We start from the raw sequence: 15,649 nt of genomic DNA, 5'->3' as shown, positions 1-15,649 counted from the left end.
CGCGTTCGCCGATGATGTTGCGCTGGATCTGATCGGTGCCGCCGTAGATCGGCGGCGCCTGTGCGTAGAGCGCCATCCCGGTCACCATGCCGAGCATCGGATTCCCGGTCGCGGCGTTCAACGATTCGCGCTGTTCGTCGGTGTAGGCGTGCAGCGTCCCGGACGCGCCGAGAATCCGCAGGCCGAGGTCGCGGCTGAGCCGCACCGTGTCGCTCATCAACAGCTTGGAGATGTTCGCCATGCCCGGAATGTCCTGGCCCGCGGCGCGCATCGCCTTGGCCCGCTGGCCGTTGAAGCTGCCGATCTGGTTCAGCGTGTGCAGCCGCACGAGATCCTGCCGGATCGACGGGTCGTCGAGCTTGCCGTTCGCACGCGCGAGGTCGACGTACATCTGATTGGTCGGTCGGGCCGCGGGAGCTGGCCGCTTGGGGGTCTGCTTCGGATCACTCGACGTCACGAGATCCCCGGCGCGGCGGTCGAGCTGCTTCGCGATGGTCCCGGGCTGAGCGCCCGCCGCACCACCGGAACCGCCTGCACCGAGCCCGGCACGTTCGGCCTGCAGCGTGGTGTTGGTGACGGCCCACCCGTTGTTCACCCCACCGATCACATCGGCGGCGCGGACCCGTGCGTCGGTCAGGAACACCTCGTTGAACATCGCGTGGCCGGTCATCTCGTGGAGCGGCCGGATCTCGACGCCGGGCTGATCCATGCCGATCGCCATCCAGGAGATGCCCTGGTGCTTGGGGACGTCGACGTTGGTCCGGGCGATCAACATGCCCATGTCGGCGGTGTGACCGAGCGACGTCCACACCTTCTGCCCGTTGACGATGAACTCGTCGCCATCCTTCTCGGCGCGGCTGGTGAGCCCGGCGAGGTCGGAGCCGGCACCCGGTTCACTGAACAGCTGGCACCACGCCTTCTGTCCGGTGACGATGTCGCGTACGTGCTCGGCGATCTGCTCCGGCGTGCCGTGTGTCGCGATCGTCGGCGCGGCGAGCAGCAGACCCAATCCGCTCGGTGGGCCCAACGCTCCGAACGACCCGATCTCGCGCATCACCGCGACGGAGTCCGAACGGGACAATCCTCGGCCGAACGCGTCGTTCGGCAACATCGGTGATGCCCAGCCGGCGAGCCCGAGTCGATCCCACCATTCGGCGACCGTCAGGTCCGGATCCCAGTTCTCGTCGAGCCACTCACGAACGGCCGCGACCGGATCGCTCGGTGTCTCGTTCACGGGCACGGTCGTCGGTGCGTCCTCGGTCATCGCCATGTCGCTTCCCCTCGCTCGTCGATGATTGCGCTCTGCAACCATACGATCCGCGCTCCGCCCGGCGAAAACAGCGAGCGCTTGGCGAAATCCGACCGCCTGCGTCCATGAGTTCGTACAAGACCGCTGGCGCTGGTTCGTGTTTGATGGAGCCATGAGCGTGCCGCAACCTGCACCTGCGAACCCGGATCGGTCGACCCACACCGATGCCGCGCAGACCGAGACCGCGATCGAACTCGCGCGTCAGCTGCTCATCACGAGCCAGGCCGATGAATCACGCGCCGAGAAGCGCCGTCGTGAACGTCTCGGCGCGCTGCTCGCCGACGATCAGGGTCGGCAGCTGATCTTCGCGATGACCGACGAAGTGCTGCGGATCGACGACCCCTCCTTGGCTGCCCACCGCTTCGCCGACGTGGTCGCCCAGCACCACACGAACGCCGTCGGTCGCATCGACGCGCTGCTGCTCCGCGCCGGTGCCCTGGTCGCGCCACGGGTCCCGCGCATCGTGATGCCGCTCGTCGTCCGCAAGATCAAGGCCGAGACACGCGGCATCGTCATCCCCGCCAACGACCCCGCGTTCTCCGATCATCTCCGACGCCGCAGCAACGACGGCGTGCGGCTCAACGTGAACCCCCTCGGCGAGGCGATCCTCTCCGACGCCGAGGCCGACGAGCGCATGACCGCCGTACTCGGCCGCATCGCCCGACCGGACGTCGACTACGTGTCCGTGAAGGTCTCGGCGATCGTCGCCAACCTCGACGACCTCGCCTTCGACCTCTCGCTCGATCGAATCTGCCAACGACTCCGCACCCTGTACCGGCGCGCGGAGGCGAGCACCCCGCGCACCTTCGTCAACCTCGACATGGAGGAGTACCGCGACCTCGCGCTGACGCTGCAGTCGTTCATGCGGGTGCTCGACGAGCCCGAGTTCGCAGCGATCGACGCCGGCATCGTGCTCCAGGCGTACCTCCCCGATTCCCACGACGCGCTCGAACGGCTCGGCGAGTGGGCCCGCGTGCGCCACAACGAGCACGGTGGAGCGGTCAAGGTCCGCCTCGTCAAGGGTGCGAACCTCGCGATGGAAGCGGTCGAGGCCGATCTGCACGGCTGGACCGCCGCGCCCTACCCCACCAAGGCCGATGTGGACGCGAGCTACAAGGCGATGTTCGACTCGGCGATGCGTCCCGAATGGAACGGAGCGCTCCGACTCGGTCTCGCGAGTCACAACCTGTTCGACATCGCATGGGCGTTGACGGTCGGTGCCGATCGCAACGTGTTGGACCGGATCGATTTCGAGATGCTCGAGGGCATGGCACCCGCACAGGCCCGAGCGGTGCACGATGCAGCGGGTCAACTGCTGCTGTACGCACCGGTCGTCGCCGATGACGACTTCGACGCGAGCATCGCCTACCTGTCGCGGCGACTCGACGAGAACACACAGCCGAACAACTTCCTGCGCTCGCTGTTCACGCTCACGCCGGACTCCCCCGAGTTCGAGCGCGAGGCCGATCGTTTCCGCGCCGCCGTCGCCGAACGAGATCACGTTGCTCGAGAGCGACGCCGTCGACCGATCCCCGTCGACGCGCGCAACGTGTCCGACGGGCGATTCACGAACGAACCGGACAGCGACACCACGATTCCCGCCGTGCGAGCGGCCTTTCTCGACGGGGTCGAATCTCCACCCCAGGTCACGATCGACCCGATCACCGACCGTTCCGCGATCGACGCCTTGCTCGACGAGTTGACGGCCAACCACGCCGCATCGGAGCATTCGGTCGAGGAGCGCCGCGCCTGGTTGCTCGATGTTGCATCGTTGATGAGCGACGAGCGGGCCCGAACGATCGGTCTGATGGCCCGACACGTCGCGAAGACGGTGCACGAGGGCGACCCCGAAGTGAGCGAAGCGATCGACTTCTGCCGCTACTACGCGACCACCGGTCGGGCGCGGCTCGATGACGCTGCGGACGCCGGCTTCGAGGTCGACGGACGCGGCGTGCTCGTGGTCGTCGGGCCGTGGAACTTCCCGTACGCGATTCCCACCGGCGGTGTCTCCGCGGCGATCGCGGCCGGGAACAACGTCGTCCTCAAGCCCGCTCCCGAAGCGGTCGAGATCGGTGCCTGGATCGCCGACCAGTTCTGGCGGGCGGGTGTGCCGCGTGACGTGCTCCGCCTGGTCGTGTGCGAGGACGGTCCGGTGGGCCAACACCTCGTCACCCACCCCCGTGTCGACACGGTCGTGCTCACGGGCGCACACGACACCGCTGCGATGTTCCTCGACTGGCGGCCCGACCTCCGAGTGCTCGCCGAGACCAGCGGCAAGGACGCGCTCATCATCACCCCCTCAGCCGATCTCGATCAGGCGATCGCCGACCTCGTGCGCTCGGCGTTCGGACATGCCGGCCAGAAGTGCTCGGCGGCCAGTCTCGGCATCGTCGTCGCCGAGGTCTACGACGATCCGGTCTTCCAGCGGCGGCTGCGCGATGCCGCCACGAGCCTTCGGGTCGGTGCCGCCGGCGATCCCGGTTCGATGGTCGGTCCCCTGATCGCGCCGCCCACCGGGAAGCTGGAACGCGGACTCACCACCCTCGACTCGGGCGAGTCGTGGCTCGTCGAACCCCGCCGGCTCGACACGCCGGGAACCGATCCGGGCACGAGTTGGTCCCCGGGCGTCCGAATCGGCGTCGGACCCGGTTCGTGGTTCCATCGCACCGAATGCTTCGGCCCGGTGCTGGGTCTGATGCGTGCCGACGACCTCGACCACGCGATCGAACTCCAGAACGCGTCGGACTACGGCCTCACCGGTGGGATCCACACGTTGGACGACCACGAGGTCGAGCACTGGCTGGCTCGGGTTCAGATCGGCAACGCCTACGTGAACCGCCACATCACCGGGGCGATCGTGCAACGCCAGCCGTTCGGTGGGTGGAAGCGTTCGTCGGTCGGCGGCGGCGCGAAGGCCGGTGGACCGGGCTATGTCGCGCAGTTCGCTCGGGTGGCCGATCCGTCCGGCGCGCCTCTCGACACCGATGCCATGACGACGTCGTTCCGTTCCGTCTGGCAGCGCTACTACTGCACCGACCACGACGAGACGGGCCTGTTCGCGGAGGCGAACGTCCTGCGGTACTTCCCCCTCGACCGCGTCGCCGTGCGACATGGCGGTGGTGAGTCGCACGGCCTCGCCGTTCTGCGCGTCGCCGCCGACGTCACGGGCGTCGCGTTCGGCGTGTCCGACCCGTCGCGGGAGTCGGACGTCGAGTTCGCGCAACGACTCGCCGACGGTGTGATCCGGCCCGACCGGGTGCGTCTGCTGACATCGCTCGACGACGATGCCCGCCGGATCCTGCACTCCGCCGACATCGCGATCGACGTCGTCGACCCCATTGCGGATCCGATGCTCGAACTCCAACACTGGGTACGCGAGCAGGCGATCAGCCGCACCCTCCACCGCCACGGCCGCGTGACCACGCTCAGTCGCGGAGGACGGAGCTGAGCAGAAGGCTGGATTCGCTGTTGATCACTCCTTCGACGGAGCGGATCTGCAGGAGCACCCGGTCGAACTCGAGGAGCGAATCGCAGCGGATCTCGGCGACCAGATCCCAGCCACCGTTCGTGGTGTGCAGCGACTGGATCTCGGGGATCCCACGAATCACGGCGATCACGTCGTTCGTCGTGCGGCCCTCGACCTCGACCAGGCTGATCGCGCGGACCTCGCCGTCGGCGCTCTCGTCCCGCGTCCGAATCGTGAAGCCGAGGACCCGACCGGAGTCCAACAGTCGTTCGAGTCGACTGTTGACCGTCGCACGGGTGACGCCGAGTTGTCTCGCGAGGGTCGTGACCGGTGCGCGTCCGTCGGTGCGCAGGAGCGAGATCAGGCGCCGGTCGAGATCGTCGAGGGAGCCACTGATCAAGTCGGACATGTGCAAAACGTACATTGCGCCCGTCCAACGTGCACAGGAGATGGTCAGATTATTCACGATCTGGTGATCGACCCTTCACATCGACCAGGCGTACGCTGGAATCAGTAGCTACGCAGAGGAGTGTCCCCATGGTCCGGTTCGTCAACGTTCAGAATCTCGGCCGGTGGGCCGCCGACACGGGGCTGGAGCCGCTGCTGCGGGACCTGACCACCGAGCTCGAGGGCCACTTCCAGCGCTGGCCGCTGTTCGACAAGACCCCGCGCGTCGGGAGTCATTCGCAGCACGGTGTGATCGAGTTGATGCCGACGAGCGATGGCATCACCTATGGCTTCAAGTGCGTCAACGGACATCCGATCAACTCCACCCGCGGCCTGCAGACCGTCACCGCATTCGGTGCGCTGTCCGACGTGGACACCGGCTACCCGATCATGCTGTCGGAGATGACGCTGCTCACCGCACTGCGGACTGCGGCGACGTCCGCCATGGCGGCCAAGGTGCTCGCACCGGTGAACGCGACGACGATGGCACTCATCGGCTCGGGCGCACAATCCGAGTTCCAGGCGCTCGCGTTCCGCGCCAACCTCGGGATCAACACGCTGCGCGTCTTCGACGTGGATCCCGCCGCCATGGCCAAGTTCGAACGCAATGCCACCGCACTCGACTTCGACGTCACCCTCTGCGGCAGTGTCGAGGAAGCGATCACGGGTGCACACGTCGTCACCACGTGCACGGCAGACAAGAAGAACGCGACCGTCCTCACCGACGAGATGGTCACCCGTGCCTGCGCCGCGGGCGGTGTCACCGGACTCCACATCAACGCGATCGGCGGCGACTGCCCCGGCAAGACCGAACTCGACATCGAACTCGTCAAGCGCGGCTCGGTCTTCGTCGAGTACCCGGAGCAGACCTTCATCGAGGGTGAGATCCAGACCCTTCCCCACGACTGGCCACTCACCGAACTGTGGCAGGTACTCACGGGCGACGCCGTCGGACGATCGAGCGACGACGAGCTGACGATCTTCGATTCGGTCGGATTCGCGATCGAGGACTTCGCGGCCCTGGTGTTCCTCAACAACCGCCTCGACGGCACCGACTACTACGACGAGATCGACCTCATCGCCGAACCGGCCGATCCGAAGGACCTGTTCGCGCTGCTGCCCGTGAAGCAGCCAGCCACCATCAGCTGAGCACGGCACGTCGGTGCCGGTCACCGACGCGCATTCCCGACGAGGAGTAGAACGTGGTCACGCCGGGTAATCGGCACGAATGACCACGATCACCATCGAGACCGACCGCGAGGTCGTCGACATCACCGACGACCGGCTCGGCCGACTGCGCATCTTCAACCTCGTCATGGGATGCGTCCATCTCGTCTCGGGTCTGTTCATGGTGGCGATCGGCAACCGTGACTTCGAGCTTCCGACCAGCACGTTCACGTTGAACGGTCCGCCCGGTACGCCCCTGGCTGACGGCTCGATCGAGGAGTTCGTCGGGGTGCCACTGGCGTGGGGCACCGCCGCGTTCCTCTTCCTGTCGGCGCTGTTCCACTTCATCATCGCCAGCCCGTGGGGATTCTCGCTGTACGGGCGCGAATTGCGGCGCGGGCGCAACCGGTTCCGGTGGGTCGAGTACTCGCTGTCGGCGACCCTGATGATCGTGCTCATCGCGCTGATCACGGGGATCACCGACGTGGCCGCGCTGATCGCGATCGCGTTCGTGAACGTCTCGATGATCCTGTTCGGCTGGATCATGGAGATGGTCAACGTCCCCGGTGGTGAACGCTGGTGGACACCGTTCTGGTTCGGGTGCATCGCCGGCATCGGGCCCTGGGCGGCGATCGTCACCTACCTCGTGATCAACTCCTCGATCGACGGCGCGGCGACTCCTCCCACCTTCGTCTACGCGATCATCGCCACGATCTTCGTCTTCTTCAACTGCTTCGCGATCAATCAGTGGCTGCAGTACCGAGGCATCGGCAAGTGGAAGGACTACGTGTTCGGCGAGACCGTGTACATCGTGCTCAGCCTCACGGCGAAGAGCGCGTTGGCATGGCAGATCTTCGCCAACACGCTGATCGACTGACGACCGGCGGGCGCCGCGGCGTCCGAATCGGCGGAAACCTCTCCGGCCCGGCGTCGGTCAGTTCGGTACGGTGACGCCCATGATGATGACGGTGATGTCCCGTGTCCGCGCGTCGGCCGACCGAGCGCGATCGACGGCGTCGCGAACTCGGTCAGAACTTCCTCGCTGACCGCCGACTCGTCGAACAGTTCGTCGACGGGCTCGACCTTCACCCGGGCGAACTCGTCGTCGACCTCGGCGCAGGCTCCGGGGCGCTCACCCGGTCGCTGCTCGCGGCGGGAGTCCGCGTGTGGGCCGTCGAGGTCGATCCGACATGGGTCGACCGGTTGCGGTCCGGCGTCGGAGCGGAGTCCGCGGACGTGCGGGTGATCGCGGCCGATCTGCGCACCGTGCGAATGCCGCGGGAGCCCTACCGGGTCGTTGCCAATCCACCCTTCGCGCTCGCGACGGCAACGCTCGCCAAACTCCTGGACCGACCCGAGCGGGGTCCCGAACGCGCCGATCTGATCCTTCAGAAGGAGGTGGCGATCAAGCTGGCGCGTCAGCCACCGGCGAGTCTCCGCACGGCTGCGTGGGCACCGTGGTGGGAGTTCCGGCTGGGCCGCACCATCGGTCGCAACGCGTTCCGTCCACGTCCGAGCGTCGACGCGGCGGTCGTGACCGTCGTTCGCCGTGATCCGTCGGTGTTCCCGACGTGGCTCGGGCCGCGTCTCCGGGAGTTGCTCCGGCCCGCGTGGACCAACCAGCAGCCGAACGCATGAACCCGCCCGAACATCACCGAGCCCGTTCGGGGGCTGCGACACTGTCGGCGTGACCGCTCCCGTCCACGACCAACGCACCATCCTCGTCCGACGCCCGAGCTCGCGGCTCGCCGAGGGCGAGGTGACCCACATCGATCGCGAACCGGTCGACGTCGACCTCGCGATGGAGCAGTGGAGCGCCTACGTCGACACGTTCCGCACCCACGGCTGGACGGTCATCGAACTCGACTCGCTCGACGACCACCCCGACGGCGTGTTCGTGAAGGACGACATCGTGATGTACGGCGGTCTCGCGGTCATCGCCCGACCGGGCGCCGAGTCCCGCCGCGGCGAGATCGACGGCCTCGCCGAACGGATGAGCGAGATGGGCTACCGAGTCGCAGCGATCGAGGCACCCGGCACGCTCGACGGAGGTGACGTGATGAAGGTCGGTTCCACCGTGCACGTCGGCCTGGGTGGACGGACGAACGGGGCCGGCATCGATCAGCTGCGCGCACTGCTCGCACCCCTCGGCGCGGAGGTCCTCGCCGTGCCGACCACACTCGTTCTCCACCTCAAGTCGGCCGTCACCGCTCTCCCGGGCGGCACGATCGTCGGTTACGAGCCGGTCGTCGACGACACATCGGTGTTCGACCCGTTCCTGGCCGTGCCCGAAGAGCCCGGCGCCCACGTCGTCGACCTGGGCGACGATCGCCTCTTGATGACGGCCCGCACCGACGCAACGGCGGACCTGCTGCGCGCACGCGGCTACGACGTCGTCGTGAGCGACATCGGTGAGTTCGAAAAGCTCGAAGGCTGCGTCACGTGCCTCTCGGTGCGGCTGCGCACCGCGCCGCCCGACGTCGGCTGATCGCTTCGACGAGTCACTGGCGCGCGGGTGACGCGCGGCCGTAACAGTGGTCCACGAATCTCGTCAGTAGCGGGATGCAACGGGCGTTTCGACGAATCGGGATCGACGTTTCAAGCTCCTCGCAGGTGGGAACGCACGGTCCATGACGATCTTCGAGTCCATCCGCGACGACCATGAGACGCAGCGCACGCTGATCAACATCATCATCGGGACGGAGGGCGAGAGCGACGGACGCAGCGAGGTGTGGCCGCGCCTCAAACGCGAACTCGAAGCCCACGCCGCTGCCGAGGAGCGCTACTTCTACGTTCCGCTGATGGAACACGACCTGACGCAGGACGCGGCACGGCACTCGGTCGCGGAGCACAAGGAACTCGACGACTTCGTCGAGCAACTCGAGGGCTACGACATGTCCGGACCGAAGTGGCTTCCCACCGCACAGGAGCTGTGTCATCGACTCCTCCACCACCTCGATGAGGAGGAGAAGGAGGTCTTCCCGGTCGCCGGCAAGGCACTCGCCGACGACGAGAAGGAGACGCTGGCGACCGACTACGAGGCGGACATGGAACGCCGCCGCAACGGCGACGTCTGAATCACCCGGGTCGGCTCAGACCCTTTCGATGATGATCGCCGGGGCCATGCCGCCACCGGCACACATGGTGATCAGGCCGACCTGCTTGTCCTGACGCTCGAGCTCGTCGAGCACCGTACCGATGAGGATCGCTCCGGTCGCGCCGATCGGGTGGCCGAGCGCCATCGCGCCGCCGTTGATGTTGACCTTGCTGCGGTCGAGATCGAGGTCACGCTGGAACTTCTCGGCGACGACGGCGAACGCCTCGTTGATCTCGAAGATGTCGATGTCGTCGAGCGTCATCCCGGCCTTCTCGAGCACCTTGCGCGCCGCCGGCACGGGAGCGTTGAGCATCAACGTCGGGTCGTCGCCCATGTTCGCGGTGGCGACCACGCGGGCACGTGCCTTCATTCCGTGCGCCTTGGCGTAGTCCTCGCTCGCGAACAGGATCGCGGCGGCGCCGTCGACGACACCGGACGAGTTGCCGGCGTGGTGGACGTGCTCGATCTCGAGGTCGGGGTACTTCTGGTTGATGAGCTCGCGGAACGTCGGTGACTCCGGCGTGTGGCGGTAGTCGGCGATCTGCGGGAAGCTCGGCGGCAACGACGCCAGCGACTCGGCGGTCGTGCTCGGGCGCGGGAACTGCTCGTGGTCGAGTGCCACCGACCCGTCGAGGTTCATCACCGGCACGAGGCTCTTGTCGAAGCGTCCCTCGCGGATCGCCTGGTCGGCACGCGCCTGCGACTCGGCGGCGAGCGCGTCGAGGTCTTCACGCGGAATGCCTTCGAGCGTGGCGATCGCATCCGCGCAGACGCCCTGGTGCGACTGCGGATGGATCTCCTGCAGGTGCTCGTTTCCGGCGCCCATCGGGAGGATGCCCTTCTTGGGCAGCGACATCATCTCGGTGCCGCCGGACACGACGAGGTCCTCCATCCCGGCCATCACGGCGTGGGCCGCGTAGTTCGCGCTCGTGATGCCCGATCCGCAGAAGCGGTCGAGCGTGGCGCCACTCGCCGTGATGTCATAGCCGGCGTCGAGCGCGGCCATCCGACCGAGGTCGCCACCCTGCTCCATGACCTGCGAGCTGGTGCCCCACACGACGTCGTCGACGTCGGCGGTGTCGAACCCGTTGCGCTCCACGAGCGCTGCGAGCACCGTCGAGGCGACGTGCTGCGGATGGAGGTGGGCAAGCGCGCCCTTGCCTTGTTTGCCGATGCCCCTCGGGGTGCGGCAGGCGTCGATGATCAATGCGTCGGACATGTGCACGACGCTACGACGGCGGCCCGCTCCGACTCGCATCGCGCAACCCCGCGGCCTGCGCATCCGTGACCGGCGCGCACCACCACGGTTCTCGTCGCGATTCTGCCCCGGGACCGAGCGGAAGCGCGACGGGAACGCTGGGCGACGCGAGCGACGGCGACAGGATCAGGTGAATCCGCCGTCCTCCAGGGCGTCGGCCATGATCGTGGCGAGCTCGCGACTCGAACTCGGCGCGTCGCCGCTCACGGTGATCGCCCACGTGATTCCGTCCGGCTGACGCACCGTCATCGCGTGGGTGCTCTCCAGGGTGCCGGTGTGACCGAACGACTCGGGTCCGAAGATCATCAGCCCCATCCCGTACCCGGCGGTCGGCGGCGGTGGCGGCTCCAGCGTCGTCGGCGTTCCTTCCGGTACCGGCTCGGGTTCGAGCGCCGGATCCGGTGGAGGATCGAGCGTGACGGTGCGCATCTCGGCGTTCATCGCCGGACTCAGCGACTTCCGACCCGGAGTCGACTCGTCGAGTGAGTCGATGATCGTGGCGACGTCGGTCGGCGAAGCGATCCAGGAACCGGCGCCGTCGAGCACCTCCATGTAGTTGCGACTCTCCCTCGACGCGTGTTCGACGTCGCCATCGCCGACGTCGAAGGTTCCGGCGAGACGCATGCCGTCGATGCCCAGCGGATCGAGGAGTTGCTCGGTGACGACGTCCGCATAGGGCTCCCCGGCCGCGTCCTCGATCAGCAACCCGAGCAGACAGAAGTTGACGTTGCTGTAGCGGAACGACGTGCCGGGCACGCTGTCCAGTCCCCGGCCCAGCGCCACCGCTCCGGCCGCCGGACACGACTCGACCTGGCGGTCGAACATCAGGCTCTCGTACTGGCCGATTCCCGACCGGTGCGTCAGCAGATGCCGCGGCGTGATCGCACTCACCCCGGCGGATGGCGCACCCTGTCCGACGAGGGCCGCCAGCCGGTCACCGACCGGCGTATCGAGGTCGTTCGCACCCTGATCGACGAGTCGCAGGATCGTGATCGCGGTGATCACCTTGCTGATGCTCGCGACGCGGTAGCGGTCGCCGATCTCGACCGGGTCGCCCTCCGACGTGCGTGTTCCGAGTGCGACCTCGTGCACGATCTCGCCGTCATCCAGGACCGTGGCCGACACAGCGGACGAGCCGTCGTCCAAGATCGTCATCAGGCGGTGGTCGAATGCGGCCCACCCGGTCAGCGTCGGGATCACCGGCGCGGGCATCGGCACGATCGACGACGTGGTCGTCGTGGCGGTCGCCGTCGTGCTGGTGGCCGGGGTCGTGGTGGTCGGCGATGCCACGGTCACCGCAGAGGTGATGCCGGGAGGTTCGGTCGTCGGCGGGACGGTTTCGACCACGGCGTCGGCCGGAGTGCTCACCGATGCTCCGCTACTGCACGCGATCGCCGCGACCGAAAGGGTCGCCGTCAGCCCGATGGCCAGCCGCCGGAGCGATGTCGAGCGGGATGAAGGACGGGTCACGATCATGGGAGGAGCGCGCGGAGCGGCGCTGCGAAGCTACTTCTGTCAGGCGGCTCGGAGGGGTCGGGCCGATGACTGAGATCGACGTCGGCCGGGTATGTCGGACGACATCGGTACCACGTCCACAACCGACAGGAGCACACATGAGAATCGCCATCGCCGGAGGCCACGGAACCGTGGCAATGGAGACGACCCGACTGTTGACGCAACGAGGAATCGAGGTCGCGTCGGTCATTCGGAAGGCGTCGCAGGCGGGCGACATCGAAGCCGTGGGCGGGCAGCCGATCGTGGCCGACCTCGAATCGCTCGACGGCGCGGAGCTGACCGAAGCGATCGGCACGGTCGATGCGGTCCTCTTCGCCGCGGGTGCAGGACCTGGCAGCGGCGCAGAGCGCAAGCAGACGGTCGACCACGACGGCGCCGTGAAGTTCATCGAGGTCGCGCGTCGCGGTGGCGCCGGGCACTACGTGATGCTCGGCTCGATGGGGGCGGATCCCGACCACGAGGGCGACGACGTGTTCGACGTGTACCTGCGGGCGAAGGGTGCCGCCGACCGTGACCTCCGCGCCAGCGGGGTCGGCTACACCATCGTTCGACCGACACGGTTGACCGACGACGACCCGGTCGGCGTGGTCGAGCTGTCGGCCGACGCGAGTGGTGACGCGATCTCGCGCGCCGACGTCGCGGCCGTCTTGGCCGAGGTGCTCGTTCTCGATGAGCCCACGAACGAGACGTTGCAGCTCACGGCCGGCACCACACCCGTCGATCAGGCGGTCGAGGTCATCGCGACAGGAAGTCGATGACGGCGGGCCAGACGCGTCCATCCTGGAACATCACGAGGTGCCCACCCTCGAACATCTCGAGTCGCGCGTCCGGCATCCGTTCGGCGAGGACCTCGGAGTTCGCAGCCGGTGCAAGGCCGTCGTAGCGGCCGGCACCCACGAAGGTCGGCAGGTCGATCGTCCCGAGGGCGGCGACGACGTCGTGACCGTCGCGAGCGGCCAGCTGCCGGTCGAGCCCTGCTTGTACGTGCGGAGGCGCGACAGCCTGCTGTTGCTGCACGATGAACTCGTAGATCGCCCCCAGACCGGGGATCGGCTCCTCGGCGTCGGGGTCCCAACGCTCATCGAGGAGGCGCATGCGGGTCGTGAACGCCTCGGCGGGATCGAGCAGCTGAAGTTCCGGGAGGGCGTAGGACGCATGGTCACCGCCGGGTGAGGTCACCAGGAGCACGAGCCGATCGACGAGTTCCGGATGGCGTACCGCGAGGTTGAGGGCGACCATTCCCCCGAAACTGGTTCCCACCACGTGGCAACGACCACCTGCGACCTGTTCGATCAGCGCTGCCGCGTCGTCCGCGTAGTCGGCCATCGTGTAGTCGACTTCGGGCTTGCTCGTCCGACCGAGCCCGCGCTGGTCGTAGTGGATCACCCGGAAGTGATCGTTGAGCGGCGACCGATCGGGGAACGTCTGGCGGAGGTCGCCGCCGGTCCCACCGATGTTGAGCACCCAGTCACCCTCGCCGAGCGCGCGCCCGTGCACCTCGTAGTAGATCTCGATGTCGCTGACGCGCAGCGTCGTCATCGTCGGCTCCCTCCGCGACCGGCGTCAGGACCGCACGAGGCGTCCCGGACGGTGTCCGGTGAACGCGTCGTTCTCGCGGGTGACGACCCCGCGCACGACGGTCGCCACGTAGCCCTCGGCCGCTTGCAGCAATCGTGTGCCGCCGGCCGGAATATCGGCAACGAGTCGCGGTTCGCGCAGGCGCAGATTCGCGTGATCGATCACGTTGACATCGGCGCGCTTGCCGACTTCGAGCACACCTCGGTCGGTGAGGTCGAACAACGCGGCGGTGTCGGCGGTCATCTTCTTGATGACATCGACGAGCGGCAACTTCGGACCGCGGCTGCGATCGCGGGCCCAGTGGGTGAGCATCCAGGTCGGTGTCGACGCGTCGCAGATGAAGTTGGCGTGGGCGCCGCCGTCGGCGAGGCCGAGCACGGCGGCCGGGTGCGTCAACATCTCGTACAGCGCGTCGCCGTTGCCGTGGGCGTAGCCGAGGAACGGCATCATCAGGAGCGCTTCGCCGTCGCGGTCGCGCAGCTGTTCGTACAGCTCCTCGATCGGTTCGACGCCGTTGGCCTCGGCGAGCGCCGCGATGCTGCGGTCGGGGGTCGGCTCGTAGTCGACAGGATCGCCGAGGGTGTACTGGCGCTCGTAGGAGTTGACGACCTCGTACGCCATCGGCTCCGCCTCTTTGAACGCTTCGATGATCTCGGCCGATTCGGCGATCAGTCGGGCCTTGAGCTCGGGATCGCCCATCGCCACGGCCTGTTCGGCGAACGACATCTCGAGCAGCGGCGCGAACGAGGGCATGTCCTTGAAGCGGTGCCGCGTGGACAGCCCGATCAGAATGCCGAACGGTCGCCCGGCGACCTGTGGAATGACGCGGTGGCCGGCGTCCTGCGCGGCTTGCGACAGATCCATCAGCTCGCTCCACTCGTCGGGCTCGACGAGGTTCTGCAGCATCAACCACGTGACGGGGCGCTCGATCTCGTCGGCGAGCCGACAGATCCAGTCGACCTCCTTCTTCGGTGCGACGAGGTCCTCACCCGCGAGCCCCGCCGGCGCCACCTCGAACACGCCGCGCCCGGCGCGTTGCATCGCGCGACCGATCGTGAACAGTTCGTCCTCGGCGGCGAAGGTTCCCGGCACCGGTTCCCCGTTCATCGCCCGGTGGCCGATCGTGCGGCTCGTGGAAAAGCCCATCGCTCCGGCTTCGATCGCTTCCTGCACGAGCTGCGCCATCCGGGCGATGTCATCGGACGTGGCAGGTTCGTTGTCGGCACCGCGGGCGCCCATCACGTACGTGCGCAGCGGACCGTGGGCGATCATCGCGGCGACGTCGGCCGCGTACTCCCCGCGCTCGAGTTCGTCCAGGTACTCGGGGAACGACTCCCAGTTCCACGAGATCCCTTCGCTGAGCGCGGCCCCCGGGATGTCCTCGACACCTTCCATCAGTTCGATCAGGAAGTCGTGCTCGTCGGGCTTGGCCGGAGCGAATCCCACGCCGCAGTTCCCCATCACGACCGTCGTGACGCCGTGCGGCGTCGACGGCTCGAGGTCGCCGTCCCACGTGGCCTGGCCGTCGTAGTGGGTGTGGATGTCGACGAACCCGGGGGTCACGAGCAGCCCGGTCGCGTCGATCTCGCGGCGACCGGGGCCGATGTCCGCGTCGGGGCCGATCGCGACGATCACTTCGCCCTCCATGGCGACGCTGCAGTTCGGTCGCGGTTCGGCACCCGTGCCGTCGACGACGAGTCCGTTGCGAATGACCAGATCGTGCATCTGCCAAGTGTCGCGCGGTGACTTCCCCCGCCTCGGCCCGGACGCAACCCCCAACTCGTGATCAGTTCCGGCGCTCCGTGCGCGAAC

14 protein-coding genes are annotated in these 15,649 nt (G+C 67.6%); 8 read left to right on the top strand and 6 right to left on the bottom strand.

What is annotated here, in order from left to right; all coding sequences use genetic code 11:
* Positions 1-1,264, bottom strand: a 1,264-nt coding sequence (locus ON45_RS13330; RefSeq protein WP_083914955.1) for an acyl-CoA dehydrogenase family protein, incomplete at its 3' end; no start/stop codon positions are given.
* 157 nt (positions 1,265-1,421) lie between these two features.
* Between ON45_RS13330 and ON45_RS13325 the strand changes: the two genes are divergently transcribed.
* Complete coding sequence (locus tag ON45_RS13325) at positions 1,422-4,757, top strand: proline dehydrogenase family protein (RefSeq protein WP_040494481.1); 3,336 nt, start codon at positions 1,422-1,424, stop codon at positions 4,755-4,757.
* On the opposite strand, the gene ON45_RS13320 is transcribed toward ON45_RS13325, so the two are convergent.
* Positions 4,735-5,184 (bottom strand): Lrp/AsnC family transcriptional regulator, encoded by a 450-nt coding sequence (locus ON45_RS13320; protein ID WP_040494480.1) that lies wholly within the window; start codon positions 5,182-5,184, stop codon positions 4,735-4,737. The genes ON45_RS13325 and ON45_RS13320 overlap by 23 nt on opposite strands.
* A 128-nt stretch (positions 5,185-5,312) precedes the next feature.
* Here ON45_RS13320 and ocd point away from each other — a divergent pair, with 128 nt between their 5' ends.
* The 5 genes from ocd (at position 5,313) to ON45_RS13295 (ending at position 9,466) form a co-directional block, all read left to right on the top strand.
* Positions 5,313-6,371, top strand: a complete 1,059-nt coding sequence (gene ocd / locus ON45_RS13315) for an ornithine cyclodeaminase (protein ID WP_040494479.1) — start codon at positions 5,313-5,315, stop codon at positions 6,369-6,371.
* A 79-nt stretch (positions 6,372-6,450) separates the two neighbouring features.
* Positions 6,451-7,266: a heliorhodopsin HeR gene (gene heR, locus ON45_RS13310; protein ID WP_051063032.1), complete on the top strand. Its 816-nt coding sequence runs from the start codon at positions 6,451-6,453 to the stop codon at positions 7,264-7,266.
* A gap of 101 nt (positions 7,267-7,367) precedes the next feature.
* Positions 7,368-8,027, top strand: a complete 660-nt coding sequence (locus ON45_RS13305; protein WP_051063031.1) for a ribosomal RNA small subunit methyltransferase A — start codon at positions 7,368-7,370, stop codon at positions 8,025-8,027.
* 49 nt (positions 8,028-8,076) lie between these two features.
* On the top strand, positions 8,077-8,877 hold the full coding sequence (ddaH, locus tag ON45_RS13300; RefSeq protein ID WP_241432206.1) for a dimethylargininase: 801 nt from the start codon (positions 8,077-8,079) through the stop codon (positions 8,875-8,877).
* A 142-nt stretch (positions 8,878-9,019) separates the two neighbouring features.
* Positions 9,020-9,466 carry a hemerythrin domain-containing protein gene (locus ON45_RS13295; RefSeq protein WP_040494478.1) on the top strand — a complete coding sequence of 149 codons (447 nt, stop codon included), beginning with the start codon at positions 9,020-9,022 and terminating at the stop codon, positions 9,464-9,466.
* Positions 9,467-9,481: 15 nt separating this feature from the next.
* Here ON45_RS13295 and ON45_RS13290 read toward each other — a convergent pair whose 3' ends face one another.
* Together ON45_RS13290 and ON45_RS13285 are read right to left on the bottom strand one after the other, a co-directional pair.
* Positions 9,482-10,705: an acetyl-CoA C-acetyltransferase gene (locus tag ON45_RS13290; protein WP_040494477.1), complete on the bottom strand. Its 1,224-nt coding sequence runs from the start codon at positions 10,703-10,705 to the stop codon at positions 9,482-9,484.
* A 165-nt stretch (positions 10,706-10,870) separates the two neighbouring features.
* Entirely contained in the window at positions 10,871-11,899 is a 1,029-nt protein-coding gene (locus ON45_RS13285; protein ID WP_040494476.1) for a serine hydrolase domain-containing protein, read from the bottom strand.
* Here ON45_RS13285 and ON45_RS22735 point away from each other — a divergent pair.
* Positions 11,859-12,293: a hypothetical protein gene (locus tag ON45_RS22735; protein ID WP_040494475.1), complete on the top strand. Its 435-nt coding sequence runs from the start codon at positions 11,859-11,861 to the stop codon at positions 12,291-12,293. The genes ON45_RS13285 and ON45_RS22735 overlap by 41 nt on opposite strands.
* 64 nt (positions 12,294-12,357) lie before the next feature.
* Positions 12,358-13,017, top strand: coding sequence for an NAD(P)H-binding protein (locus tag ON45_RS13275; protein WP_040494474.1), 660 nt, complete (start codon positions 12,358-12,360; stop codon positions 13,015-13,017).
* Here ON45_RS13275 and ON45_RS13270 read toward each other — a convergent pair.
* Both ON45_RS13270 and ON45_RS13265 read right to left on the bottom strand, forming a co-directional pair.
* Complete coding sequence (locus tag ON45_RS13270; RefSeq protein ID WP_040494473.1) at positions 12,995-13,798, bottom strand: alpha/beta fold hydrolase; 804 nt, start codon at positions 13,796-13,798, stop codon at positions 12,995-12,997. The genes ON45_RS13275 and ON45_RS13270 overlap by 23 nt on opposite strands.
* Positions 13,799-13,822: 24 nt before the next feature.
* Entirely contained in the window at positions 13,823-15,562 is a 1,740-nt protein-coding gene (locus ON45_RS13265) for an N-acyl-D-amino-acid deacylase family protein (protein WP_040494472.1), read from the bottom strand.
* Positions 15,563-15,649 lie beyond the last annotated feature (87 nt).

The sequence above is a fragment of the Ilumatobacter nonamiensis YM16-303 genome (assembly GCF_000350145.1).
Lineage (GTDB): Bacteria > Actinomycetota > Acidimicrobiia > Acidimicrobiales > Ilumatobacteraceae > Ilumatobacter_A > Ilumatobacter_A nonamiensis.
The sequence above is the reverse complement of the archived record's forward strand: the minus strand, read 5'-3'. Positions and strand labels throughout refer to the sequence as shown.